Annotated in this window: 23 protein-coding genes; 15 read left to right on the forward strand and 8 right to left on the reverse strand. The window is 61.0% G+C overall.

Annotated features, from left to right (window positions below):
• Window positions 1-14: 14 nt before the first annotated feature.
• Window positions 15-887, forward strand: a complete 873-nt coding sequence (ubiA, locus tag ACMGF7_RS10055) for a 4-hydroxybenzoate octaprenyltransferase (RefSeq protein WP_004936728.1) — start codon at window positions 15-17, stop codon at window positions 885-887.
• A 66-nt stretch (window positions 888-953) separates the two neighbouring features.
• Here ubiA and plsB read toward each other — a convergent pair whose 3' ends face one another.
• On the reverse strand, window positions 954-3,419 hold the full coding sequence (plsB, locus tag ACMGF7_RS10060) for a glycerol-3-phosphate 1-O-acyltransferase PlsB (RefSeq protein ID WP_164095430.1): 2,466 nt from the start codon (window positions 3,417-3,419) through the stop codon (window positions 954-956).
• Between the two features lie 148 nt (window positions 3,420-3,567).
• Between plsB and ACMGF7_RS10065 the strand changes: the two genes are divergently transcribed.
• From ACMGF7_RS10065 to ACMGF7_RS10080, 4 genes are all read left to right on the forward strand, one after another.
• A complete protein-coding gene (locus tag ACMGF7_RS10065) occupies window positions 3,568-3,936 on the forward strand; it encodes a diacylglycerol kinase (protein WP_015379225.1) in 369 nt (122 codons plus the stop codon).
• A gap of 102 nt (window positions 3,937-4,038) precedes the next feature.
• A complete protein-coding gene (gene lexA / locus ACMGF7_RS10070; RefSeq protein WP_004936736.1) occupies window positions 4,039-4,647 on the forward strand; it encodes a transcriptional repressor LexA in 609 nt (202 codons plus the stop codon).
• Window positions 4,648-4,750: 103 nt separating this feature from the next.
• On the forward strand, window positions 4,751-6,088 hold the full coding sequence (gene dinF / locus ACMGF7_RS10075) for an MATE family efflux transporter DinF (RefSeq protein WP_004936740.1): 1,338 nt from the start codon (window positions 4,751-4,753) through the stop codon (window positions 6,086-6,088).
• A gap of 315 nt (window positions 6,089-6,403) precedes the next feature.
• Complete coding sequence (locus ACMGF7_RS10080) at window positions 6,404-6,613, forward strand: CsbD family protein (protein WP_004936743.1); 210 nt, start codon at window positions 6,404-6,406, stop codon at window positions 6,611-6,613.
• A 102-nt stretch (window positions 6,614-6,715) separates the two neighbouring features.
• Here the strand turns inward: ACMGF7_RS10080 and zur are convergent, their stop codons facing one another.
• The gene (gene zur / locus ACMGF7_RS10085) at window positions 6,716-7,228 is read right to left on the reverse strand and encodes a zinc uptake transcriptional repressor Zur (protein WP_015379223.1); all 513 of its coding nucleotides are present in this window, start codon (window positions 7,226-7,228) and stop codon (window positions 6,716-6,718) included.
• A gap of 245 nt (window positions 7,229-7,473) precedes the next feature.
• On the opposite strand from zur, the gene ACMGF7_RS10090 reads away from it, so the two are divergent.
• Window positions 7,474-8,046 (forward strand): sugar O-acetyltransferase, encoded by a 573-nt coding sequence (locus ACMGF7_RS10090; protein WP_049241410.1) that lies wholly within the window; start codon window positions 7,474-7,476, stop codon window positions 8,044-8,046.
• A gap of 30 nt (window positions 8,047-8,076) precedes the next feature.
• On the opposite strand, the gene ACMGF7_RS10095 is transcribed toward ACMGF7_RS10090, so the two are convergent.
• On the reverse strand, window positions 8,077-8,622 hold the full coding sequence (locus tag ACMGF7_RS10095; protein WP_197800489.1) for an RNA polymerase sigma factor: 546 nt from the start codon (window positions 8,620-8,622) through the stop codon (window positions 8,077-8,079).
• 18 nt (window positions 8,623-8,640) lie between these two features.
• A complete protein-coding gene (locus tag ACMGF7_RS10100; RefSeq protein ID WP_021505139.1) occupies window positions 8,641-9,174 on the reverse strand; it encodes a tetratricopeptide repeat protein in 534 nt (177 codons plus the stop codon).
• Window positions 9,175-9,376: 202 nt separating this feature from the next.
• On the opposite strand from ACMGF7_RS10100, the gene dusA reads away from it, so the two are divergent.
• Window positions 9,377-10,387, forward strand: coding sequence for a tRNA dihydrouridine(20/20a) synthase DusA (gene dusA / locus ACMGF7_RS10105; protein ID WP_019453217.1), 1,011 nt, complete (start codon window positions 9,377-9,379; stop codon window positions 10,385-10,387).
• 155 nt (window positions 10,388-10,542) lie between these two features.
• Window positions 10,543-10,761 (forward strand): envelope stress response protein PspG, encoded by a 219-nt coding sequence (gene pspG / locus ACMGF7_RS10110; RefSeq protein ID WP_004936761.1) that lies wholly within the window; start codon window positions 10,543-10,545, stop codon window positions 10,759-10,761.
• A 299-nt stretch (window positions 10,762-11,060) separates the two neighbouring features.
• Here the strand turns inward: pspG and ACMGF7_RS10115 are convergent, their stop codons facing one another.
• Window positions 11,061-12,044 carry a quinone oxidoreductase gene (locus ACMGF7_RS10115; RefSeq protein ID WP_004936764.1) on the reverse strand — a complete coding sequence of 328 codons (984 nt, stop codon included), beginning with the start codon at window positions 12,042-12,044 and terminating at the stop codon, window positions 11,061-11,063.
• A gap of 167 nt (window positions 12,045-12,211) precedes the next feature.
• Between ACMGF7_RS10115 and dnaB the strand changes: the two genes are divergently transcribed.
• Together dnaB and alr are read left to right on the forward strand one after the other, a co-directional pair.
• A complete protein-coding gene (gene dnaB / locus ACMGF7_RS10120; RefSeq protein ID WP_025160134.1) occupies window positions 12,212-13,636 on the forward strand; it encodes a replicative DNA helicase in 1,425 nt (474 codons plus the stop codon).
• A gap of 17 nt (window positions 13,637-13,653) precedes the next feature.
• Window positions 13,654-14,733 carry an alanine racemase gene (gene alr, locus ACMGF7_RS10125; protein ID WP_049241416.1) on the forward strand — a complete coding sequence of 360 codons (1,080 nt, stop codon included), beginning with the start codon at window positions 13,654-13,656 and terminating at the stop codon, window positions 14,731-14,733.
• A gap of 44 nt (window positions 14,734-14,777) precedes the next feature.
• Here alr and ACMGF7_RS10130 read toward each other — a convergent pair whose 3' ends face one another.
• The gene (locus tag ACMGF7_RS10130; RefSeq protein WP_049241420.1) at window positions 14,778-15,545 is read right to left on the reverse strand and encodes a transporter substrate-binding domain-containing protein; all 768 of its coding nucleotides are present in this window, start codon (window positions 15,543-15,545) and stop codon (window positions 14,778-14,780) included.
• Window positions 15,546-15,760: 215 nt separating this feature from the next.
• On the opposite strand from ACMGF7_RS10130, the gene ACMGF7_RS10135 reads away from it, so the two are divergent.
• The 5 genes from ACMGF7_RS10135 to maa all read left to right on the forward strand — a co-directional run bounded on the left by ACMGF7_RS10135 (window position 15,761) and on the right by maa (window position 19,111).
• Window positions 15,761-16,228: an Lrp/AsnC family transcriptional regulator gene (locus ACMGF7_RS10135; protein WP_004936775.1), complete on the forward strand. Its 468-nt coding sequence runs from the start codon at window positions 15,761-15,763 to the stop codon at window positions 16,226-16,228.
• A gap of 83 nt (window positions 16,229-16,311) precedes the next feature.
• Complete coding sequence (locus tag ACMGF7_RS10140; RefSeq protein ID WP_041922290.1) at window positions 16,312-17,505, forward strand: amino acid aminotransferase; 1,194 nt, start codon at window positions 16,312-16,314, stop codon at window positions 17,503-17,505.
• A 125-nt stretch (window positions 17,506-17,630) separates the two neighbouring features.
• The gene (locus ACMGF7_RS10145) at window positions 17,631-18,047 is read left to right on the forward strand and encodes a secondary thiamine-phosphate synthase enzyme YjbQ (RefSeq protein WP_004936779.1); all 417 of its coding nucleotides are present in this window, start codon (window positions 17,631-17,633) and stop codon (window positions 18,045-18,047) included.
• Between the two features lie 4 nt (window positions 18,048-18,051).
• On the forward strand, window positions 18,052-18,405 hold the full coding sequence (locus ACMGF7_RS10150) for an MmcQ/YjbR family DNA-binding protein (protein ID WP_004936783.1): 354 nt from the start codon (window positions 18,052-18,054) through the stop codon (window positions 18,403-18,405).
• A gap of 148 nt (window positions 18,406-18,553) precedes the next feature.
• Window positions 18,554-19,111: a maltose O-acetyltransferase gene (gene maa, locus ACMGF7_RS10155; protein WP_053091215.1), complete on the forward strand. Its 558-nt coding sequence runs from the start codon at window positions 18,554-18,556 to the stop codon at window positions 19,109-19,111.
• Between the two features lie 31 nt (window positions 19,112-19,142).
• On the opposite strand, the gene ACMGF7_RS10160 is transcribed toward maa, so the two are convergent.
• Together ACMGF7_RS10160 and uvrA are read right to left on the reverse strand one after the other, a co-directional pair.
• Window positions 19,143-20,195, reverse strand: a complete 1,053-nt coding sequence (locus tag ACMGF7_RS10160; protein ID WP_049241424.1) for an NAD(P)-dependent alcohol dehydrogenase — start codon at window positions 20,193-20,195, stop codon at window positions 19,143-19,145.
• 229 nt (window positions 20,196-20,424) lie between these two features.
• Window positions 20,425-23,253: an excinuclease ABC subunit UvrA gene (gene uvrA, locus ACMGF7_RS10165; RefSeq protein WP_015379213.1), complete on the reverse strand. Its 2,829-nt coding sequence runs from the start codon at window positions 23,251-23,253 to the stop codon at window positions 20,425-20,427.
• Window positions 23,254-23,271: the final 18 nt, after the last annotated feature.

A 23,271-nucleotide genomic window follows, 5' to 3' on the forward strand; every position in this document is an offset into this window, starting at 1 on the left:
AGGAGAGCAAGACGTTGGAGGGAAGCGTGACTCAAAGTAAATGGCGGGCTTACAGCCATTTGATGCGCATTGATAAACCGATTGGCACGCTGTTGCTGTTGTGGCCGACGCTGTGGGCACTGTGGCTGGCCGGAAAAGGCGTGCCGCCGCTGTCGATTTTGCTGGTGTTCGTGCTCGGCGTGTTCCTGATGCGCGCCGCCGGCTGCGTGGTGAATGACTATGCCGATCGCGCGGTGGACGGCTACGTGAAACGCACCGCCGGGCGGCCGATGCCGAGCGGCCGGGTGAGCGCGAAAGAGGCCAAGGTGCTGTTCGTGGTGCTGGTGCTGATCTCGTTCTGCCTGGTGTTGACGCTGAATGCGATGACCATCTGGCTGTCGCTGGCGGCGCTGGCGCTGGCCTGGGTGTATCCGTTTATGAAGCGGGTGACCAACCTGCCGCAGTTCGTGCTGGGCGCCGCGTTCGGCTGGGGCATTCCGATGGGCTATGCGGCGGTCAGCGAATCGCTGCCGCTCAGCTGCTGGCTGCTGCTGCTGGCGAACATCTGCTGGACGGTGGCCTATGACACGCTGTATGCGATGGTCGATCGCGACGATGATCTGAAAATCGGCATCAAGTCCACCGCTATCCTGTTCGGGCGTTATGACAAGCTGATCGTCGGGCTGCTGCAGTTCGCGACGTTGCTGCTGCTGGTGTGGGTCGGTTATCTGGCGCAGCTCGGCGGCGCGTTTTACTGGTCGCTGCTGCTGGCGGGCGCGCTGTTCATTCACCAGCAGAAGCAGATCGCCGGGCGCGAGCGCGACGCCTGCTTCAAGGCCTTTCTGCAGAACAACTATGTCGGGCTGGTGGTGTTTATCGGCATCGCGCTGAGCTATCTGCCGGCGTAACGGTTTCCTGCAGCAAGAAAAAAGGCACCCCTTGGGGTGCCTTTTGTGTTTCCGCGCCGGGCGAAATCACTCGTCTTTCTCTTCTTGCGCATCGGTTTGCGGCAGAGCGTTGGTCTCTTCCGGCATGTTGACGCTTTCGATGGTCAGCTTGATTTCCGGCGTGATCAGATCGCTCAGCATGCTGTACACCTCGAGGGTGTGCTCGCGGATCGCATCGCCGCTGTCGTTGATGTAGCCTTCTTCACGCAGCGTCGCCACCAGGGTGGAGAACACCGCCTTGTCGAAGAACTCCGGCGCATTGATGCCGTGCAGCACCGACAGACGCTGCGCCATGATGCGGCTCTCTTTCTCCAGCGCGCCGCGGTTGATGCTCGGGTTGGCGCTGAGGATCGACATGGTGATGGCGTAGCGTTGCAGGGTTTCGCGCACCCCGGCGGCCAGCAGCTGCAGCGGGCGAATGCGCGCCGGGTTGAGCACCAGATCGTCGCCTTTGTCGCAGATCAGCTGTTGACGGATCAGCTCGTCGATCATCGGCCGCAGCACCTCCGGCAGCTGTTCCTTGTCGTTATGCAGGAACAGCTCGGCTTTCAGCATCGGGTAGATCATGCCGATCTGGCGCAGCAGCTCGGCGCGCGACACCCGACGGTGATGCATCACGATGCTGGCGATCAGCGACGGCAACACCAGCAGATGGTGGATGTTGTTGCGGTAATAGGTCATCAGCACCGCCTGCTCGCGCGGCAGGATGATGATGTCGCCGATGCTGTCCTTCTCCACCTCGAACTTGTTCATGTTCAGCGCGTGATCCAGCAGCTCATCCGGCGTTTGCGTCGGCACGGTGACGTCACGCGCGTAAGGCGCGTTGCGCATCAGCTGCAGGTAGCACTCGAGCTGCTCGACCAGCTGTTCGCGGGTCAGCGAACGCTGACGCGAGGCCAGCAGCGCGGTGGAACACAGGTTCATGGCGTTGGCTGCGGCGGCATTGTTGATGCGCACCATGATCTGGCCGGCCAGATCGTTGACCGTCGGCGTCAGCCAGCTTGGACGCTGAGCTTCGATCGGATCGATCGATTCGCGCCACTGCGGCACGTTCTGGTTGAGGTAAGCCGTCAACGGCAGCGGTTCGCCGAAGTTGACGTATCCCTGGCCCAGGTTGCGCAGCTTGCGCAGGCCGCGCAGCATCTGCGGCAGGCTCTCTTTTTCCTTGGTGGCGCCGCGCAGCTCTTTGGCGTAGGTACCCACTTCCATCACGTGTTCGTAACCGATGTAAATCGGCACCAGCGTGATCGGACGGGCGCCGCCGCGCAGCATCGCCTGGATGGTCATCGACAGGGTGCCGGTCTTCGGCTCCAGCAAGCGCCCGGTGCGGGAACGGCCGCCTTCCACGAAATATTCCACCGAGTAACCGCGGGTGAACAGCTCGCCGAGGTATTCGCGGAACACCGTCGAGTACAGCTTGTTGCCTTTAAAGGTGCGGCGGATGAAGAACGCGCCCAGGCGACGGAAGATCGGGCCCGCCGGCCAGAAGTTGAGGTTGATGCCCGCAGCGATGTGCGGCGGCACCAGGCCCTGGTGATACAGCACGTACGACAGCAGCAGATAGTCCATGTGGCTGCGGTGGCAGGGCACGTAGACGATCTCGTGGCCGTCCTGCGCCAGCTGGCGCACGCGCTCGGCGTTGGTGACGTTGATGCCCTGATACAGCCGGTTCCAGGTCCAGCTCAGCACGCGGTCGGACAGGCGCACGGTTTCGTAGGAGAAGTCGGCGGCGATCTCTTCCATCAGCGCGATGGCGTTCTGCTGGGCCTTCTCGTGCGAGATCTTCTTGCTGCGCGCTTCGTCCTCGACCGCTTTTTCGATCGCTTTGGACGCCAACAGCTTGTTGAACAGATCCTGACGGGCCGGCAGACTCGGGCCCACCGCGGCCAGGCGCTGACGCGAGAAGTGCATGCGCGCCACACGCGCCAGTTTCTGCGCGATGGTTTTATCCGTGCCGTGTTCGGTAGCCATGCGGCGCAGCGACACGGTGTTGGAGAAACGCACGAAGCTGTCGCGGCCGAGCCACAGCACGGCGAAGAATTTCTGCACGCCGTTCAACAGACGCAGGTGCGGCGTGCCGTGGCCTTCGCGGCCCGGCGAACGGCCGAACATCACCGAAACCGGCAGCATCTGAATGTCGAGATCCGGGTTGCTGCGATGCAGATCCAGATAGTCGTGGAACAGCTTTACCGACTCTTCTTTTGGGGTGTAATAGCGGAATACGCGCGGGCCGTCGTGGATGAACACGTAGCTCGGCAGCACGGTGCCGTCGATCTCCAGCGAGTTGAGCGGATCGGGCAGATCCTGCGCCAGGCACTGGGTGCGCAGCGTCAGCAAATCCGCCTTGGAATTGTAAGGTAAAACATACAAAATCGGCCGTGAGGGATCCAACCCTAGCTCGGTAACCGGATCTGAAGGGATGACCTTACTTCTTACCAACAATTTAAGTGGTAAATTCAATATTTTATAATAAATTTTACGCCAACCTGACATAACAACGTGAAGCCTCTTGTTAGCAATGCGCCGCAAGCATACCAGAAACCGGGTAGCAGATCTGTGGTGTTCGAAAACCGAGAGCCGTCAGCGCGGACTGTTCTAGACTCTTTTTATTATGACCGACCTCTGAGAAAGGCACGAAAACATGGCAAACCAAGCAACCGGACTGACCCGCATCATCAAGGCCGCCGGCTATTCCTATAAAGGGCTATCCGCCGCCTGGCAGCACGAAGCGGCTTTCCGCCAGGAACTGGTGGTCACCCTTCTGGCTATCATACTGGCTGTCTGGCTGGATGTGGGTGCGATAGCGCGCATTTTATTGATCGGATCGGTAGCGCTGGTGATGATCGTCGAGATCCTGAACAGCGCGATCGAGGCGGTGGTGGATCGCATCGGCAGCGAACATCACGAGCTGTCCGGGCGGGCCAAGGACATGGGATCGGCGGCGGTGTCGCTGGCGATCGTGCTGGCGCTGTTCGTTTGGGGCACGGTCTTATGGCAGCATTTCGGCTGACGAAAAGCGCCTACTGACTGATTTTTATTTATTCTTCGGTTCCCAATCCGCGCTTACCTGTATATACTCACAGCAAGACTGTATAAACAAACAGGGGGCGGAATGAAAGCACTAACTACCAGACAGCAAGAGGTCTACGATCTGATTCGCGAGCACATTTCGCAAACGGGCATGCCGCCAACGCGTGCCGAGATCGCGATGCGTCTGGGGTTCCGTTCGCCTAACGCCGCCGAAGAGCACCTGAAGGCGCTGGCACGCAAAGGCGTGATCGAAATCGTCTCCGGTGCCTCGCGCGGTATCCGTCTGCTGATGGAAGAAGAAGAAGGGCTGCCGCTGATCGGCCGCGTCGCCGCCGGCGAGCCGCTGCTGGCGCAGCAGCACATCGAAGGGCACTACCAGGTGGATCCTTCCCTGTTTAAACCGAGCGCCGATTTCCTGCTGCGGGTGAACGGTATGTCAATGCGCGACATTGGCATTCTGGACGGCGATCTGCTGGCGGTGCACAAAACGCAAGACGTGCGCAACGGCCAGGTCGTGGTCGCGCGGATCGAAGACGAAGTGACGGTCAAGCGCTTGAAAAAGCACGGCAACGTGGTTGAACTGCTGCCGGAGAACAACGAATTCCAACCGATCGTGGTCGATCTGCGCCAGCAGAATTTCACTATCGAAGGGCTGGCGGTCGGCGTGATCCGCAACGGCGACTGGATTTAATCGCCGCGCCATCACCGCCGCTCCCTGTATCAATCGCCCCTGTTTTGGGGCGTTTTTGTTTCTGACTTCGCCCTTTGTCACTCAGTCACAGGAACATCCCATCATGCGCCTGATTTCCGCTTTCACCAGCGACACCGATAAAGCCCTGTGGCGCCTCGCCCTGCCGATGATCTTCTCCAATATTACCGTGCCGCTGCTCGGGCTGGTGGACACCGCGGTGATCGGCCACCTCGACAGCCCCATTTATCTGGGGGGCGTGGCGATCGGTGCGGTGGCGACCAGCTTCCTGTTCATGCTGCTGCTGTTCCTGCGCATGAGCACTACCGGCCTGGCGGCGCAAGCGCTGGGGGCGCAGAACCCCCAGGCGCTGGCGCGCGCCTTTATGCAACCGCTGCTGCTGGCGCTGTTGGCCGGGGTGGCGATCGTCCTGCTGCGCTATCCGCTGATCGAACTGGCGCTGCGGATCGTCGGCGGCGATGCCGACGTGCTGGAACAGGCGCGGCGTTTTCTTGAGATCCGCTGGTTAAGCGCCCCGGCGGCGCTGGCCAACCTGGTGCTGCTGGGCTGGCTGCTTGGCGTACAGTACGTGCGGGCGCCGGTGATCCTGCTGATCGTCGGCAACCTGCTGAACATCGTGCTGGATATCTGGCTGGTGATGGGCCTGGGCTGGAACGTGCGGGGGGCGGCGGCGGCAACCGCCATCGCCGAATACGCTACGCTGCTGCTCGGCCTGTGGTTGGCGTGGCGGGTGATGCGCCTGCGCGGTATTACCCTGCAGATGCTGCGCCAGGCCTGGCGTGGCGATCTGCGTCGCCTGCTGGCGCTCAACCGCGACATCATGCTGCGCTCATTGTTGCTGCAACTGTGCTTTGCGTCGTTGACCATTTTCGGCGCTCGCCTGGGAAGCGAGGTGGTGGCGGTCAATGCGGTATTGATGAATCTGCTGACGTTCACCGCCTATGCGCTCGACGGTTTCGCTTATGCGGTGGAGGCACATTCCGGCCACGCCTACGGCGCCCGGGACGACAGCCAACTGCGCAAGGTGTGGCACGCGGCCTGCAGGCAGGCAGGGCTGGTCGCGTTGGCCTTCGGCCTGGCGTATGCTGTTACCGGCCAGCAGATCGTGGCAGCCTTGACCTCTTTGCCGGAACTGCGTGCGTTGGCCGCCCATTATTTACCCTGGCAGGTCATTCTGCCGCTGGTTGGGGTGTGGTGCTATTTGCTGGACGGCATGTTTATCGGCGCCACGCGCGGCGCCGAGATGCGCAACAGCATGGCGGTGGCCGCGGCGGGATATGGTATTGCGCTGTTCAGCGTGCCGCTGCTTGGCAACCACGGGCTTTGGCTGGCGCTGGCGGTGTTTCTGGCGCTGCGCGGCCTGGCATTGGGCTGGATTTGGCACCGTCACCAGGTGCGCGGCAGCTGGTTTACTGCCCATTAAACCGGACGTCTTGTTGGGTTAATGGTTAGTTTTTCTTATGATTTTGATCATGTTTGCTTACATGTTTTCAGCCTTGGTCTGTTCGCGTTAGTTCGTTGTTTGTTAGCGTTTTTTGTTTTTATCTTGTTTGTTAATGGTTTTTTATCCTGTGTTTTGGCTTTTTTATTTCCATGTTTAACTAGAATGAATCATGTGGCTGGTAAATGAAGGGGAGCGGTGCTTCTTAAGGTGAAGGAAGCATCAGCCAGAAAAACTTCTGGTTAACCCCGGCCGGCAACAGGGATCACTGATTCACCACAGGTTAACGGAGAGACTATGAATAAAGATCAAGCCGACGGTAACTGGAAGCAGCTGAAAGGCAAAGTGAAAGAGAAATGGGGCAAGCTGACCGATGACGATCTGACGGTCATCGAAGGGAAACGCGAACAGCTGGTCGGCAAAATCCAGGAGCGCTACGGTTACCAGAAAGAGGCGGCCGAAAAAGAGGTGAAGGCCTGGGAAGATCACACCAAACACCGCTGGTAACACGCAGGGCCGCCACTGACGGCGGCCGGCAACAGCGCAGGCCGGCGTCGCTCCATCCTCTGGCGCCCCGGCCGCAGGTACAGGGAAGTACCTGACTTCGTCTTACTTCTTCTTGATGGCGATGCTGTGATCGTGTTCGGCGCAGTCATGCTTGCTGTCACAAGCTTCAACTTCAACGCAACCGGCGCACAGGCCGTGCGCTTCCACCACGCTGTGCCGCAGCGCAAATCCGGCTTCTTGCGCCAGCTTCTGCAGCGTCTCCTCCACGCCTTCGGTGGTGCGTTCGGTCACCTGGCCGCAGCGATCGCAGATAAACAGCGCGGACGTATGCATCGGCTGTTCGAAGTGGTGGCACAGCACGTAGCTGTTGGCGGACTCCACCCTATGGATAAACCCTTGCTCCAGCAGAAAATCCAGCGCGCGGTAGACCGTCGGCGGCTTGGCCTGCGGTTCGGCGACGCGCAGCAGATCGAGCAGGTCATAAGCGCTGATTGCACCGGGTTGCTGAGTCATCAGACGCAGCACTTCCAGCCGTTGCGGCGTCAATCGCACATTGCGTTGCTGGCAGAGGCGTTCCGCCTGCGCCAACAGCTTTTCCTGGGTGGTTGAGTTCATCGCAAATATCCCGGTACGTAAAAAAGCCGATTTTACCATGATTACGGCGAATCGCCGAGAGTTGCCCCCTTTTCCCCTGAGGATAGCGCAGAGAAAGGCGCGCTGAGTGCGCTAAAAGAGAGATGCATCACAACTTTTCCCCTCCGCCGGGCGGTAGAACAACGTTGCCGGTTTTAGCGCTGGAGAGCAGCGGGCGAGAGCGGTATAACGCCTTTCACCCGCGTGATGAGCAGGAGCCCTGTGTGATGACGGAAAGAGACAAGCTGTTAAGCGGCCTGGAATACAACAGCCGCGATGAAGAACTGATCGCCCTGTACCATCGGGCGAGGGCGTTGACCAAAAGCCTGGGGGCGCTGGACTCGCATCAGGCGGACGAGAAAAATCGCCTGCTCGGTGAGCTGTTCGGCAACTGGGGTGAGGCGAGCTGGATCGAAACGCCATTCTGGTGCGACTACGGGCAGCATGTCCGCATCGGTAAAAACTGTTTTATCAACGTCAATGCGGTGTTCCTCGACTGCAACACCATCACCATCGGCGACAATACGCTGATCGGCCCCAACGTACAAATCTACACGCCGAGTCATCCGCTGAAGGCCGGTGAACGCTTTACCGGTGACCCGGCTTTTCCTTTCCGCACCTCGGCGCAGCCGGTGTCTATCGGCAGCAACGTGTGGATCGGCGGCAACGTGGTGATCCTGCCGGGAGTGACCATCGGCGACGGCACGACCATCGGCGCGGGCAGCATCGTCACCGGCGACATTCCGGCCAATGTGCTGGCGTTGGGGCAGCCGTGCCGGGTTATCCGCGCGTTGGAATAGGCCGCTTAACACGAATCGGCGGCCAGCGGTTTATCGGCGAGTGCGGGGCAAGGGCGGAGGAGGGGGCTTCTTACGGTGCGAATCGTCGTTTGGCAACTGGCGGTCATCGGCCAAGGCCAGGCGTGCGGCCGCCAGGCGGCTCATGACGGTGCCGATTGGCACCGCCAGCACTTTCGCCGCTTCCCGGTAGGACAGCCCTTCGACATACACCAGAAACAGCGCGTTGCGCTGGGCCGCCGGCAACCGGCTTACGCGCCGCATCACTTCATTGAGCCAGACCGGCTGTTCATCGTTGTCCGCATCACCAAGCTCTTCCGCCGCCATGCAGCCTTGCCCCTGACGACGATGCTGGGCGCGAACTTCATTGAGCCAAATAGAGTGCAAGATGGCAAACAACCAGCGATCCAGGTGTGAACCGGGGGTGAATTGCGCGGCGCGTTCCAGCGCACGCACGCAGGTTGCCTGCACCAGGTCGTCGGCGACATCCCGCCGGTGCGAAAGCACCAGCGCATAGCGCCACAGGCGGGAGAGATAGTGGCCGAGTTCATCGCGTATCGCATCGCCGCTGATAGTCACCTCCGCAGGCGCGTCGGATCAAGATTCCGGTTGGCGGTCGATGGCTGCCGCCAAATCTCGGTACTCCTCGCACCCGGTGCCGCACAGCGACTGGATCACCAGCAGCTGTTGGCGCGCCAGGTCGGGCCGCCCTTTCAGCATATAGGCTTCTCCCAGGTACTCGCGCACTTTGGGGTATTTCGGATCGAGGGCCACTGATTTTAAATAATAGCCGATACCCTCATCGGTGCGGCCCAGTTTGCGCGTGGCGTAGCCGCGATAATTCAGTGCGACGGCGGTGTTGGGATTTTGCAGCGTGTTGAGCATATCGATCGCTTCCTGATAACGGCCGCTTTTCGCCAGTGCATAGGCATAGTTAGTGCGGTCGGCGTCGTCGACTTTGCTGCCTTTATCCACCGTGCAGGTCTGGGTTTTACTGTCGTAAACCTGGCCTTTCGGACAGGTCGGCGGGGTTTGGCCGCTGCCGTCGCCGCCCATCGCCAGCGCCGCGCCGGAAAACAGCAGGCAGCCGGCAATGGCCGATGCCAGCAGGCGTTTAATGAAGCTGTTCATGGTTGTGTCCTCAAGGCAGAGGCACCGTGCGCGCCCGTAATGAGATAACACCTGAACGAGTGAATTTATTCGCCTTACTCCCGCTTATTTACGCCACCGGCAAGGCGGTTTTCCCAACGGCGTCGATTGTCGTTATAATAGCCGTTTGCGGCCGCGCGCCGTTCGTTGAACCCAGACAGACTCAGGTAGCCAGTAACTCAGCATGACGAAAGACAACCACGCCCCAACCTACGCCGCCAATCGCTTCTCCATCGCGCCAATGCTCGACTGGACCGATCGTCATTGCCGTTACTTCCACCGCCTGCTGACCAAGGAAACGCTGTTGTACACCGAAATGGTGACCACCGGCGCGATCATCCACGGCAAGGGCGACTATCTGGCCTACAGCGAAGAAGAGCATCCGGTGGCGCTGCAGCTGGGCGGCAGCGATCCGGCCGCGCTGGCGCACTGCGCCAAACTGGCGGAGCAGCGCGGTTATGACGAGATTAACCTCAACGTCGGCTGTCCGTCCGATCGGGTGCAAAACGGTATGTTCGGCGCCTGCCTGATGGGGCAGGCGACGCTGGTCGCCGACTGCATCAAGGCGATGCGCGACGTCGTATCGATTCCGGTGACGGTGAAGACCCGCATCGGCATCGACGATCAGGACAGCTACGCTTTCCTGTGCGACTTTATCCAGACCGTCGCCGGGCGCGGCGAGTGCGACATGTTCACCATCCACGCTCGCAAAGCCTGGCTCTCCGGCCTCAGCCCGAAAGAGAACCGCGAAGTGCCGCCGCTGGACTACCCGCGCGTTTATCAGCTGAAGCGGGATTTCCCGGCGCTGACCATCGCCATCAACGGCGGGGTGAAAACGCTGGAAGAGGCGCAACAGCACTTGCAGCATCTGGACGGCGTGATGATGGGGCGCGAGGCTTACCAGAATCCGGGCATCCTGGCGCGGGTCGACAGCGAACTGTTCGGCGCGCAGACCGCGGTGCCGGACAGCGTGGCGATCGTCGAAGCGCTGTATCCGTATATTGAGCGCGAGCTGTCCAACGGCACCTATCTCGGCCACATTACTCGCCATATCCTCGGTCTGTTCCAGGGCGTGCCGGGCGCGCGCCAGTGGCGTCGCCATCTGAGCGAGAACGCTCACAAGCCGGGCGCCGATGCGCGGGTGGTGGAGCAGGCGCTGGCGTTAGTGCGTCAGCCGCGTGTCGAAATGGCGTAGCCGAAAAAATTTGACCAACAGTTAGTCTTTTTCACCAGGCATTCGGCGCACTGCCGGATGCCTTCCCCATTTTTTCAATAGGTTAGCCATTCCGCCATTCTGGCACGCTTCTTGTAATTCACTCTGCAGATACGTTGCATTGCAAAGGAGCAATCATGTTGGAAATCTTCTTTCTCATTGGCTTTGTGGTGATGCTGATGGTGACCGGCATCTCGTTGCTGGGGATCTTCGCTGCGCTGTTGGCGGCGGCGGCGTTCATGTTGTTGGGCGGGCTGTTCGCGGTGGTCATCAAGCTGCTGCCGTGGCTGATTTTGGCGGTGGTTGGGGTATGGATTTACCGTTCGATGCAGAAACCCCAGGTCAGGCGTTACTGATTTTTTGCCGAATAATCAGTCAGTCGCGATGAAACTTGCATAACTGCCCACCACGCTAATGCGGCAGCGATCACAGCTTGGCAGTTTTCCCCGGCGATGTGGCACATAAAGCGTGTTTTTTGCCGGACGGGGCTGTTAGGATGTTGGTCGATGCAGTGATGCGACCCATTTCATCACCGTGAGAGACACCTAAAATTCGTGTTGCTAAAGCAACCCCTGTCTCTGGCGGACTCTGCTCTACCCCTACAAAACGCAGTAACAGAAAGGGCTCCGCAAGGAGCCCTTTTCTTTGGCTGCTATCAGGGGATCAGCAGGCTGGAACCGCTGGTGCTGCGGCTTTCCAGCACCTGGTGCGCACGCTGGGCGTCGGCCAGCGCGAATTTCTGCTCGTCTCTCACCTCCACCCGAATGGCGCCGCTGCCGATCAGCGAGAACAGCTCATTGCTGGCGTACTGCAGCTCGGCGCGGTTGGTGATGTAACCGTTGAGGGAAGGGCGGGTGACGTACAGCGAGCCCTTCTGATTCAGCAGCGCCAGATCGACTCCCGTCACCGGGCCGGAGGCGTTGCCGAAGCTGACCATCAGGCCGCGCCGCTTCAGGCTGTTGAGCGAGGCCTGCCAGGTGCTTTGCCCCACCGAATCGTACACCACGCCAACCTTCTCGCCGTGCGTCAGCTCGGCCACCCGCTGGGCGATATCCTCTTTGTGGTAGTTGATGGTGGCCCAGGCGCCGGCCTGTTTCGCCAGCGCGGCCTTCTCGTCGGAGCCGACGCTGCCGATCAGGCGCGCGCCCAGCGCTTTGGCCCATTGGCAGGCGATCAGCCCAACCCCGCCGGCGGCGGCATGGAACAGGAACACTTCACCCGGTTGCACGTCGTGGGTCTGGCGCAGCAGGTAATGCACCGTCAGCCCTTTGAGGAAAGAAGCGGCACCCTGCTCAAAGCTGAGGTTGTGCGGCAGCAGCGCCACTTTTTCTTCCGGCACATTGTGGACTTCGCTGTAGGCGCCGAGCGACGACTGCGCATACACCACCCGGTCGCCCGGTTTGATCGCGCTGACCCCGGCGCCAACCTTGACCACCACGCCGGCCGCCTCGGTGCCGAGGCCGCTCGGCAGGCTGGGCGGCGCGTACAGCCCGCTGCGCACATAGGTGTCGATGTAGTTGATGCCGATCGCTTTGTTCTCGATCTGCACTTCGCCGGCGGCGGGATCGAGCGGTGTAAAATCAACGTATTGCAAGACTTCCGGCCCGCCGGTGGCGGAAAACTGAATGCGCTTGGCCATATCGTTACCTCGTTTGAGTGTCTGATTTCACCCTATTCTTTTTAGTATCGGAGGTCCAGTTCACCCGTGCGGGATTCAATACCTTTTTTGCATCGGTTATGACGCAAAAATCACGTATACTCTCGCGTCAAGATCCTTCATTCGCAACCGGATAAAGACTACGTTTCATGGCAGGAAAAAAACCAACCAACAAAACAAACGCGGACGAAACCAGAGAGCGTTCCAGAGATCGTCAGATGGAAGGGCTGAAGATGCCGCCGCACTCGCTGGAGGCCGAGCAGTCGGTGTTGGGCGGTTTGATGCTGGATAACGAGCGTTGGGACAACGTGGCGGAGCGCGTGGTCGCCAACGACTTCTTCAGCCGTCCGCACCGCCTGATCTTTACCGAGATGCAGCGTCTGCTGGAGATGAGCAAGCCTATCGACCTCATCACCCTGTCTGAATCGCTCGAACAGAAGGGCGAGCTGGACTCGGTCGGCGGCTTCGCCTACCTGGCCGAGCTGTCGAAAAACACCCCGAGCGCCGCCAACATCGGCGCCTACGCCGACATCGTGCGCGAGCGCGCGGTGGTGCGCGAGATGATCTCGGTGGCTAACGAGATCGCCGACGCCGGCTACGATCCGCAGGGGCGCAGCAGCGAAGACCTGCTCGATCTGGCGGAATCCCGCGTCTTCCAAATCGCCGAGAACCGCGCCAGCAAAGACGAGGGCCCGAAGGGCATCGAGCGCATCCTGGAAGATACCGTCTCGCGCATCGAACAGCTGTATCAGCAGCCGCACGATGGCGTGACCGGGGTCGATACCGGCTATCAGGACCTCAACAAGAAAACCGCGGGCATGCAAAAGTCCGATCTGATCATCGTCGCCGCCCGTCCTTCGATGGGGAAAACCACCTTCGCCATGAACCTGTGCGAAAACGCCGCGATGACCCAGGAAAAACCGGTGCTGATCTTCAGCCTGGAGATGCCCGGCGAGCAGATCATGATGCGTATGCTGGCGTCGCTGTCGCGCGTGGATCAGACGCGCATCCGTACCGGCCAGCTCGACGACGAGGACTGGGCGCGCATTTCCAGCACCATGGGCATCCTGCTGGAGAAGCGCAACATGTACATCGACGACTCCTCCGGCCTGACGCCGACCGAAGTGCGCTCGCGCGCGCGGCGCATTTTCCGCGAGCACGACGGGCTTAGCCTGATCATGATCGACTACCTGCAGCTGATGCGCGTGCCGGCCCTGTCCGACAACCGTACGCTGGAGATCGCCGAGATTTCGCGCTCGCTGAAGGCGCTGGCGAAAGAGCTGCAGGTGCCGGTGGTGGCGCTGTCGCAGCTGAACCGCAGCCTGGAGCAGCGCGCCGACAAACGCCCGGTCAACTCCGATCTGCGTGAATCCGGCTCCATCGAGCAGGACGCCGACCTGATTATGTTCATCTATCGTGATGAGGTGTATCACGAGAACAGCGATCTGAAAGGGATCGCGGAAATTATTATCGGTAAGCAGCGTAACGGCCCGATCGGCACCGTGCGCCTTACCTTTAACGGCCAGTGGTCGCGTTTCGACAACTACGCGGGGCCACAATACGATGACGAATAATCAGCTAAGGAACTGAAATGAAAGCGGCAACCGCTGTAATCGACCGCCGCGCTCTGCGACATAATCTGCAACAGGTGCGCCGCCAGGCGCCGCAAAGCCGCCTGATTGCCGTTGTGAAAGCAAACGCTTATGGACATGGCCTGCTGGAAACAGCACACACCCTGCAAGACGCCGACTGCTACGGCGTGGCGCGCATCGGCGAGGCGCTGATGCTGCGCTCCGGCGGCATCGTCAAACCGATCCTGCTGCTGGAAGGCTTCTTCTGTGCCGAAGACCTGCCGGTGCTGGTGGCGAACAACATCGAAACCGCAGTGCACTGCATCGAACAGCTCGAAGCGCTGGAGCAGGCCGAACTGGCGCGCCCGGTGCCGGTGTGGATGAAGCTCGATACCGGCATGCATCGGCTGGGGGTGCGCCCCGAGCAGGCGGAGGCGTTTTATCAGCGCCTGTGCGCCTGCCGCAACGTGGCGCAGCCGGTCAATATCATGAGCCACTTCAGCCGCGCCGATGAGCCGGAGTCCGACGCCACCCTGAAACAGATCGCCTGCTTTGAGCAGTTCGCGCTAGGCAAACCGGGCCAGCGCTCGGTCGCCGCCTCCGGCGGCACGCTGCTGTGGCCGGATGCTCACAACGAGTGGGTGCGTCCCGGCATCATTCTGTACGGCGTCTCGCCGCTGGATAACGGCAGCGGCGCCGGGCATGGCCTGCTGCCGGCGATGACGCTGAAATCCAGCCTGATCGCGGTGCGCGAGCACCAGGCCGGCGAAGCCGTCGGCTATGGCGGCACCTGGGTAAGTCCGCGCGATACTCGCCTTGGCGTGGTGGCGATGGGATACGGCGATGGCTACCCGCGCAGCGCGCCGACCGGCACGCCGATCCTGATTAACGGCCGCGAAGTGCCGATCGTCGGCCGGGTGTCGATGGACATGATTTCGGTCGATCTCGGGCCGGACGCCGCCGATAAGGTGGGGGATGAAGCGGTGTTGTGGGGGCCGGCGTTGCCGGTCGAGCGTATCGCCGCCTGTACCGGCATCAGCGCTTATGAACTGATCACCAAGCTCACGCAGCGCGTGGCGATGGAATACATCGGCGACTGATGCGCCGCAGGGGCCGACGCGCGTCGGCCCCGTTCTTCAACGTGTTACTTCTTTACCGCCAACCACTTGTCGATAATTTTCTGATACTCGCCGGTCGCCTTGGCCAGGTGCAGCCACTGATCCACATACAGTTTCCAGCTCAGATCGTCGCGCGGCAGCATGTAAGCCTTCTCGCCGTACTGCATCGGTTTGGTCGGATTCACCGCGCACAGCTTCGGATAGCGCTTTTGTTGGTACAACGCCTCGGAGGCGTCGGTGATCATCACGTCCGCCTTGCGATCCACCAGCTGCTGGAAAATGCTCATGTTGTCGTGCGTCAGCGTCAGTTTGGCCTTCGGCAAATAGGCGTGCACGAAGGCTTCATTGGTGCCGCCCGCCGGTTCCAGCAGGCGCACCGACGGTTTGTTGATCTGTTCTATCGTGCGGTATTTCTTCACGTCGGTGCAGCGCACCAGCGGGATTTTGCCATCGGTATCCAGCTTGTCGGCGAAGAACACCTGCTTTTGCCGCTCCAGCGTGACGGAGATGCCGCCCATGGCGATGTCGCACTTGCCGGAGGCGAAGTCCGGCGTCAGGGTTTTCCAGCTGGTTTTCACCCACTTCACCTTGGCGCCCAGGCTCTTCGCCAGCGATTCCGCCATGTCGATGTCGATGCCTTCATAGCCGCCGCCTTCCTTGAGGAAGGTGTAGGGCTTGTAGTCGCCGGTGGTGCAGACCTCCAGGGTCTTTTGCTGCAGCACTTTGTCCAGGTGGGATTGCGCGCCGGCGCTGCCGGCGGCGAGCAGCAGCGCGAGGGGGAGTAGCTTTTTCATCTGGCGTCCTTTTTATACATTCGTGGTTTTATGCGTTACTTCGCCGTTAATTGTCGTTTGCCTGCATGAGTTAGCCGTTTTTTATGCCGCTTACCGGCGAAAACGCCGGGCGTTGCTGCTGTACGCGATTTAAGCGCCAGGGTGTGACGTCGGCAACGGTAAAAAAACTGGTAGGCTGTAACGTCAACATTTATTAACACAGTTTACAGGTGGCTATGTACAACATTGACGATTTTGATATGAAAATCCTGACGCTGTTACAGGCCAACGGCCGTTTGACCAATCAGGAGCTGAGCGAGCTGGTGGGGCTCTCCGCCTCCCAATGTTCGCGGCGGCGCATCAGCCTGGAGCAGGCGCAGCTGATCCGCGGTTACCACGCGCGGCTGGCGCCGGAGGCGGTCGGCCTGGGGCTGGTGGGGCTGATCGAAGTCAGCCTGATCACGCACGCGCAGGAGCAGATCGACAGCTTTCATCAGATGCTGGAGGAAGTGGACGCGATCCTGGACGCTTACAAGACCACCGGCGACGCCGATTACCTGCTCAAAGTGGCGGTGGCGGACCTGCCGGCGCTGAGCGAATTCATCAGCCAGACGCTGTCGCCGCACAAAAGCGTGGCGCATATCAAAACGGCGGTGGTGCTCAATCGCATCAAGGAAAACGGTTTATTGCCGGTGGCGAGATAAAGCTAAAACCGAATGCGCTTTTCCGTCTATATTAGGAACGTAACGCTGTGCCCAAAACCACAATAAACCAGGAGAAAAACCCCGTGTTCCAGAACGTTGACGCCTATGCCGGCGATCCCATTCTGTCGCTGATGGAAAAATTCAAACAAGACCCGCGCGCGCACAAGGTGAACCTGAGCATCGGCCTGTACTACGATGCGCAGGGCATCATTCCGCAGATGCGGGCGGTCGCCGCGGCGCAAGCGCAGTTGAACAGCGTCGAGCATGGCGCCTCGGTATACCTGCCGATGGAAGGGCTGCAGTCTTACCGTTCCGCCATCCAGCAGCTGCTGTTCGGCGCGCAGCACCCGATGCTGCAGCAGGGGCGCATCGCCACCATTCAGACCGTCGGCGGTTCCGGCGCGTTGAAAGTGGGCGCCGACTTCCTGAAAAGCTATTTCCCGGATTCGCAGGTGTGGGTCAGCGATCCGACCTGGGAAAACCACGTCGCCATCTTCAGCGGCGCCGGTTTCAAGGTGAATACCTACCCGTATTTCGACAGCGAAAGCCTGGGCGTGAAGTTCGACGCCATGCTGGCCGCGCTGAAACAGCTGCCGAAGCACAGTATTGCGCTGCTGCACCCGTGCTGCCACAACCCGACCGGTTCCGACCTGACCCCCGCCCAGTGGGATGAGGTGGTCAAGGTGATCGCCGAACGTGAAATCATTCCGTTCCTCGACATCGCCTATCAGGGCTTCGGCGGCGGCATGGAGCAGGACGCCTACGCCATTCGCGCCATCGCGGCGGCCGGTTTGCCGTGCCTGGTGAGCAATTCGTTCTCGAAGATCTTCTCGCTGTACGGCGAGCGCGTCGGCGGCCTGTCGGTGGTGTGCGAAAGCGAAGAGGCGGCCGGGCGCGTGCTGGGCCAGCTGAAGGCCACCGTGCGCCGCAACTACTCAAGCCCGCCGAACTTCGGCGCGCAGCTGGTGGCCAAGGTGCTGAACGACGCCCAGCTCAAAACCCAGTGGCTGGACGAGGTGGAGAGCATGCGCACCCGCATTCTCGAGATGCGTCACGCGCTGGTGGACACCCTGAAGAGCGCGCTGCCGCAGCGCAACTTTGATTACCTGTTGGCGCAGCGCGGCATGTTCAGCTACACCGGCTTCAGCGCGGCGCAGGTCGATCGTTTGCGTGAAGAGTTCGGTGTTTACCTGATCCACAGCGGCCGCATGTGCGTGGCCGGCCTGAACCACAACAACGTGCGTCAGGTGGCCGAGGCGTTTGCCGCGGTGCAGTAACGCCTGTTAGTCTGAACGGACGTTCATCGGGAGCGATAGCGATATCGCTCCTTTTTTATTGCCGGCGCGCCGCCGAAGTTGCCGCAAACCGGAGAGAGAATATACTGATTGAGGGGCGCTCACTCATGTGGCATCAGCAAACGCTAATCCTCAGCGCAAAAGCGCGTGGCTTTCATCTGGTTACCGACGAGATAGTCAACCAGTTAACCCACTTACACCGCCTGCAAACCGGCCTGCTGCATCTGTTGCTGCAGCACACCTCGGCCTCGCTGACGCTCAACGAGAACTGCGATCCCACGGTGCGAGCCGATATGGAGCAGCATTTCCTGCGTCAGGTGCCGGAAAACGCACCCTATCAGCATGACTACGAAGGGCCGGACGACATGCCGGCGCACATCAAATCCTCGCTGCTGGGCGCTTCCTTGACGCTGCCCGTCAGGCACGGGCGGCTGATGTTGGGCACATGGCAGGGCATCTGGCTGGGAGAGCACCGCATCCACGGCGGAGCACGCCGTATTGTGGCCACGTTACAGGGGGAATAACCCAATGAATAACAGCGCATTGCTGGAGTACTGCATGGCGAAGCCGGGCGCGGAGCAGAGCGACCAGAACCAGTGGCAGGCCAGCCAGATCAAGGTGGGCGACGTGATGTTCGCCATGGTGTGCGAGGTCGAAGGGCGGCCGGCGCTGGCGGTCAAGTCCAGCCCGGAGCTGGCGGAAAGCCTGCGTGAACACCATCCGGAGATCGTCGCCTGCGACGGTCTGAACAAGGCGCACTGGAATACGGTGTTTCTCGACGGCAACCTGCCGAACTCGCAGTTTTACACGCTGATCGACAGCTCCTATCAGCTGGTGGTGGACGGCCTGCCCGAACACGTGCGCCAGGAACTGCGCGCCTGATTGCCGGGCGGCGGCGCCGCCCGTTTTTCTTCTGTTTTTTTCATGTTAAAGCGTGATCGCGACCTGGGTTTGGGAACGTTCCCTTTTTATTGCGGCACTAAAACAGCTACGCTTGGGCATTCAAGACACGCGGATGAAGGAGGCCGACATGGCCATGAGCGAAGAAAAGCGCAAGATGATCGCCGGGGAACTGTACGACGCCGGCGATGAACTGCTGCGCAGCGAACGCCGGCGCGCACGCCAGCTAACGCATCGCTATAACCACTCCTCGCCGGAAGAGGGCGAGCTGCGCAAACAATGGCTGGGTGAGTTGCTGGGTTGCTATCAGGGCGGCACCATCGAGCCGACCTTCCGCTGCGATTACGGCTATAACATCTATCTCGGCAAGAACTTCTACGCCAACTTCGATTGCGTGATCCTCGACGTATGCGAGGTGCATATCGGCGACAACTGCCTGCTGGCGCCGGGCGTGCATATCTATACCGCCACCCATCCGCTGGACGCCGAGACTCGCGTCGGCGGGGCGGAGTTCGGTAAGGCTGTCAGGATTGGCGACAACGTGTGGATCGGCGGGCGTGCGGTGATCAATCCGGGAGTGACCATCGGCGATAATGCGGTCGTGGCCTCCGGCGCGGTGGTGACCAAAGACGTGCCGGCCAATTGCGTGGTGGGCGGCAACCCGGCCAGGATCATCAAGCAGCTATAAAAAAACGGGCGCCGCCGGGCGCCCGCCGTCATCAGGCGCGCAGCGAGTCGATATCCACCACGAAGCGGTACTTCACGTCGCTTTTCAGCATGCGTTCATAGGCCTCATTAATTTGCTGCATCGGGATCAGCTCGATATCCGACGTGATGCCGTGCTGCCCGCAGAAGTCCAGCATCTCTTGCGTTTCCGCGATGCCGCCGATCAGCGAACCGGCGATGCGGCGGCGCTTCATGATCAGGTTGAACACCTGCGGTGACGGATGATCGTGCTCCGGCGCGCCGACCAGCGTCAGGGTGCCGTCGCGGCGCAGCAAGTTGAGGAACGGGTTCAGATCGTGCTGAGCCGCTACCGTGTTGAGGATGAAGTCGAAGCTGTTGACGTGCTGTGCCATCTCATCCGGGTTGCGCGAAATCACCACTTCATGGGCGCCGAGGCGCTTGGCGTCTTCGATTTTCGACGGCGAGGTGGTGAACAGCACCACATGCGCGCCCATCGCCCGCGCCAGTTTGACGCCCATGTGCCCCAGCCCGCCGAGCCCGACGATGCCGACCTTTTTGCCTGGCCCCGCGCCCCACTGGCGCAGCGGCGAATAGGTGGTGATGCCGGCGCACAGCAGCGGCGCGACGCCGGCCGGATCGAGGTTTTCCGGCACGCGCAGCACGAAGTCCTGATCCACCACCAGATTGGTGGAGTAGCCGCCGTAGGTCACGGCGCCGGTGTGGCGATCCTGGCCGTTATAGGTGCCGGTAAAGCCGTTTTCGCAATACTGTTCCAGCCCCTCATCGCAGCTCGGGCAGCTGCGGCAGGAATCCACCATGCAACCGACGCCGACCAGATCGCCGATCCGGTAACGCGAGACATGGTCGCCGACGGCGCTAACGCGGCCGACGATTTCGTGGCCCGGCACCACCGGGTAAATCGTATTGCTCCATTCATTGCGCGCCTGGTGCAGATCCGAGTGGCAGACGCCGCAGAACAACACCTGAATTTGCACATCGTGGTCGCGCAGGGCGCGCTGCTGGTAATCGAAAGGCACCAGCGCAGACTTCGCGTCATGCGCGGCATAGGCATGGGTAATGTTCATGGTCGCTCCAGTTATCAATGTAGGGGGGACAACGTTTGACCGGCAGCGAAGTGCCGGCGAGACGCGGCCTGAATCAGACAGGGCGGCCGCCGAGGGAACATTGATGATAGAAGCGGTGAGCGCGGAGGGAAATGCCTGAAAATGTCGAAATCTTGCCTGTTTCTGTTCGATTGCGGGGAAACGGGGCAGCGTGCGGACCGCCTGAACGACGGCCCGCACGCCGGCGACATTACTGGTTCAACAGTGGTTTCAGGAAGCGTGCGGTGTGCGATTTCTCGCAGTCGGCGACCGTTTCCGGCGTGCCGGCGACCAGGATCTCGCCGCCGCCGCTGCCGCCTTCCGGCCCCAGATCGACGATCCAGTCGGCGGTCTTGATCACGTCCAGGTTATGCTCGATGACCACGATGGTGTTGCCCTGATCGCGCAGCTGATGCAGCACCGCCAACAGCTGTTGGATATCGGCGAAGTGCAGACCGGTGGTCGGTTCGTCGAGGATATACAGCGTTTGGCCGGTGCCGCGCTTCGACAGTTCGCGCGCCAGCTTGACGCGCTGCGCTTCACCGCCGGAAAGCGTGGTGGCCGACTGGCCGAGGCGGATGTAGGACAGGCCGACATCCATCAGGGTCTGCAGCTTGCGCGCCAGCGCCGGCACCGCGTCGAAGAAATCGCGCGCTTCTTCGATGGTCATCTCCAGCACTTCGTGGATGCTCTTGCCCTTGTACTTCACTTCCAGCGTTTCGCGGTTATAACGCTTGCCCTTGCACTGGTCGCACGGCACGTAGATGTCCGGCAGGAAGTGCATCTCGACCTTGATCACCCCGTCGCCCTGGCAGGCTTCACAGCGCCCGCCCTTGACGTTGAAGCTGAAGCGGCCCGGCGTGTAACCGCGGCTGCGCGATTCCGGCACGCCGGCGAACAGCTCGCGCACCGGGGTGAAGATGCCGGTATAGGTTGCCGGGTTGGAGCGCGGCGTGCGGCCGATCGGGCTCTGATCGATGTCGATCACCTTGTCGAAATGTTCCAGGCCGGTCACTTCGCGGAACGGCGCCGGTTCGGCGATGGTGGCGCCGTTGAGCTGGCGCTGGGCTATCGGGAACAGCGTATCGTTGATCAGCGTCGATTTGCCGGAGCCGGACACGCCGGTGATGCAGGTAAACAGACCGACCGGCAGCGTCAGCGTCACATCTTTCAGGTTGTTGCCGCGCGCGCCGCTCAGCTTCAGCACTTTGGTCGGATCGGCCTGCACGCGCTGCGCGGGGATGGCGATCTCGCGCTTGCCGCTGAGGAACTGGCCGGTCAGCGATTCCGGCTGCGCCATGATGTCGTCGACGGTGCCTTCCGCCACCACCTGGCCGCCGTGTACGCCGGCGCCGGGGCCGATGTCGATCACATGGTCGGCGGCGCGGATGGCGTCTTCGTCATGCTCCACCACGATCACCGTGTTGCCGAGGTTGCGCAGGTGGATCAGCGTTTCCAGCAGGCGCTCGTTGTCGCGCTGGTGCAGGCCGATCGACGGCTCATCCAGCACGTACATCACGCCCACCAGGCCGGCGCCGATCTGGCTGGCCAAACGGATTCGCTGCGCTTCGCCGCCGGAGAGCGTCTCCGCCGAGCGAGACAGTGACAGATAGTTCAGGCCGACGTTCACCAGGAATTTCAGGCGGTCGCCGATCTCTTTCAGCACTTTCTCGGCGATTTTGGCGCGCTGGCCGCTGAGCTTCATGTTCTGGAAGAAGGTCATCGCATGGCCGATGCTCAGATCGGAGATCTCCGGCAGCGTGGTGTCTTCGACAAACACGTTGCGCGCTTCTTCACGCAGGCGAGTGCCGTGGCACGAGGCGCAAGGGCGGTTGCTGATGAACTTCGCCAGCTCTTCGCGCACCGCGCTGGACTCGGTCTCTTTATAGCGGCGCTCCATGTTGTGCAGCACGCCTTCAAACGGATGGCGGCGCACGGTGGTGTCACCGCGATCGTTGATGTATTTGAACTCGATCGACTCTTTGCCGGAGCCGCTCAGCACCGCCTTCTGCACGTTGGCGCTCAGGGTGTTGAATGGCGCTTCGACGTCGAACTCATAGTGCTCCGCCAGCGAGCGCAGCATCTGGAAGTAATAGAAGTTGCGGCGATCCCAGCCGCGGATCGCGCCGCCGGCCAGCGACAGCTCGGGGTTTTGCACCACGCGATCCGGATCGAAGAACTGCTGCACGCCCAGGCCGTCGCAGGTCGGGCAGGCGCCGGCCGGGTTGTTGAAGGAAAACAGGCGCGGTTCCAGCTCGCGCATGCTGTAGCCGCAGATCGGGCAGGCGAAGTTGGCGGAGAACAGCAGCTCGTCCGCTTTTTCGTCGTCCATATCCGCCACCACTGCGGTGCCGCCGGACAGCTCCAGCGCGGTTTCGAACGATTCGGCCAGGCGCTGCGCCATGTCGTCGCGCACCTTGAAGCGATCGACCACCACTTCGATGGTGTGTTTCTTCTGCAGCTCCAGCTTCGGCGGATCGGACAGATCGCACACTTCGCCGTCGATGCGCGCGCGGATATAGCCCTGGGCGGCCAGGTTTTCCAGCGTTTTGGTGTGCTCGCCCTTGCGGTCTTTCACCACCGGCGCCAGCAGCATTAGGCGCTTGCCTTCCGGCTGGCTCAGCACGTTGTCGACCATCTGGCTGACGGTCTGCGCCGCCAGCGGCACATGGTGATCCGGGCAGCGCGGCTCGCCGACGCGGGCGAACAGCAGGCGCAGGTAGTCGTGAATCTCGGTAATGGTGCCGACCGTGGAGCGCGGGTTGTGCGAGGTGGATTTCTGCTCGATGGAGATCGCCGGCGACAGGCCTTCGATATGATCGACGTCCGGTTTTTCCATCAGCGACAGGAACTGGCGCGCATAGGCAGAGAGTGATTCGACATAGCGCCGCTGCCCTTCGGCATACAGCGTATCGAAAGCCAGCGAAGACTTGCCGGAACCGGACAGGCCGGTGACGACGATCAGTTTGTCACGCGGGATGATCAGGTTGATGTTTTTCAGATTATGGGTTCGAGCACCACGAACTTCGATATTGTCCATTTACACTTCCCGTCTTGA

The sequence above is a fragment of the Serratia sp. BNK-17 genome, assembly GCF_048684935.1.
GTDB lineage: Bacteria > Pseudomonadota > Gammaproteobacteria > Enterobacterales > Enterobacteriaceae > Serratia > Serratia nematodiphila.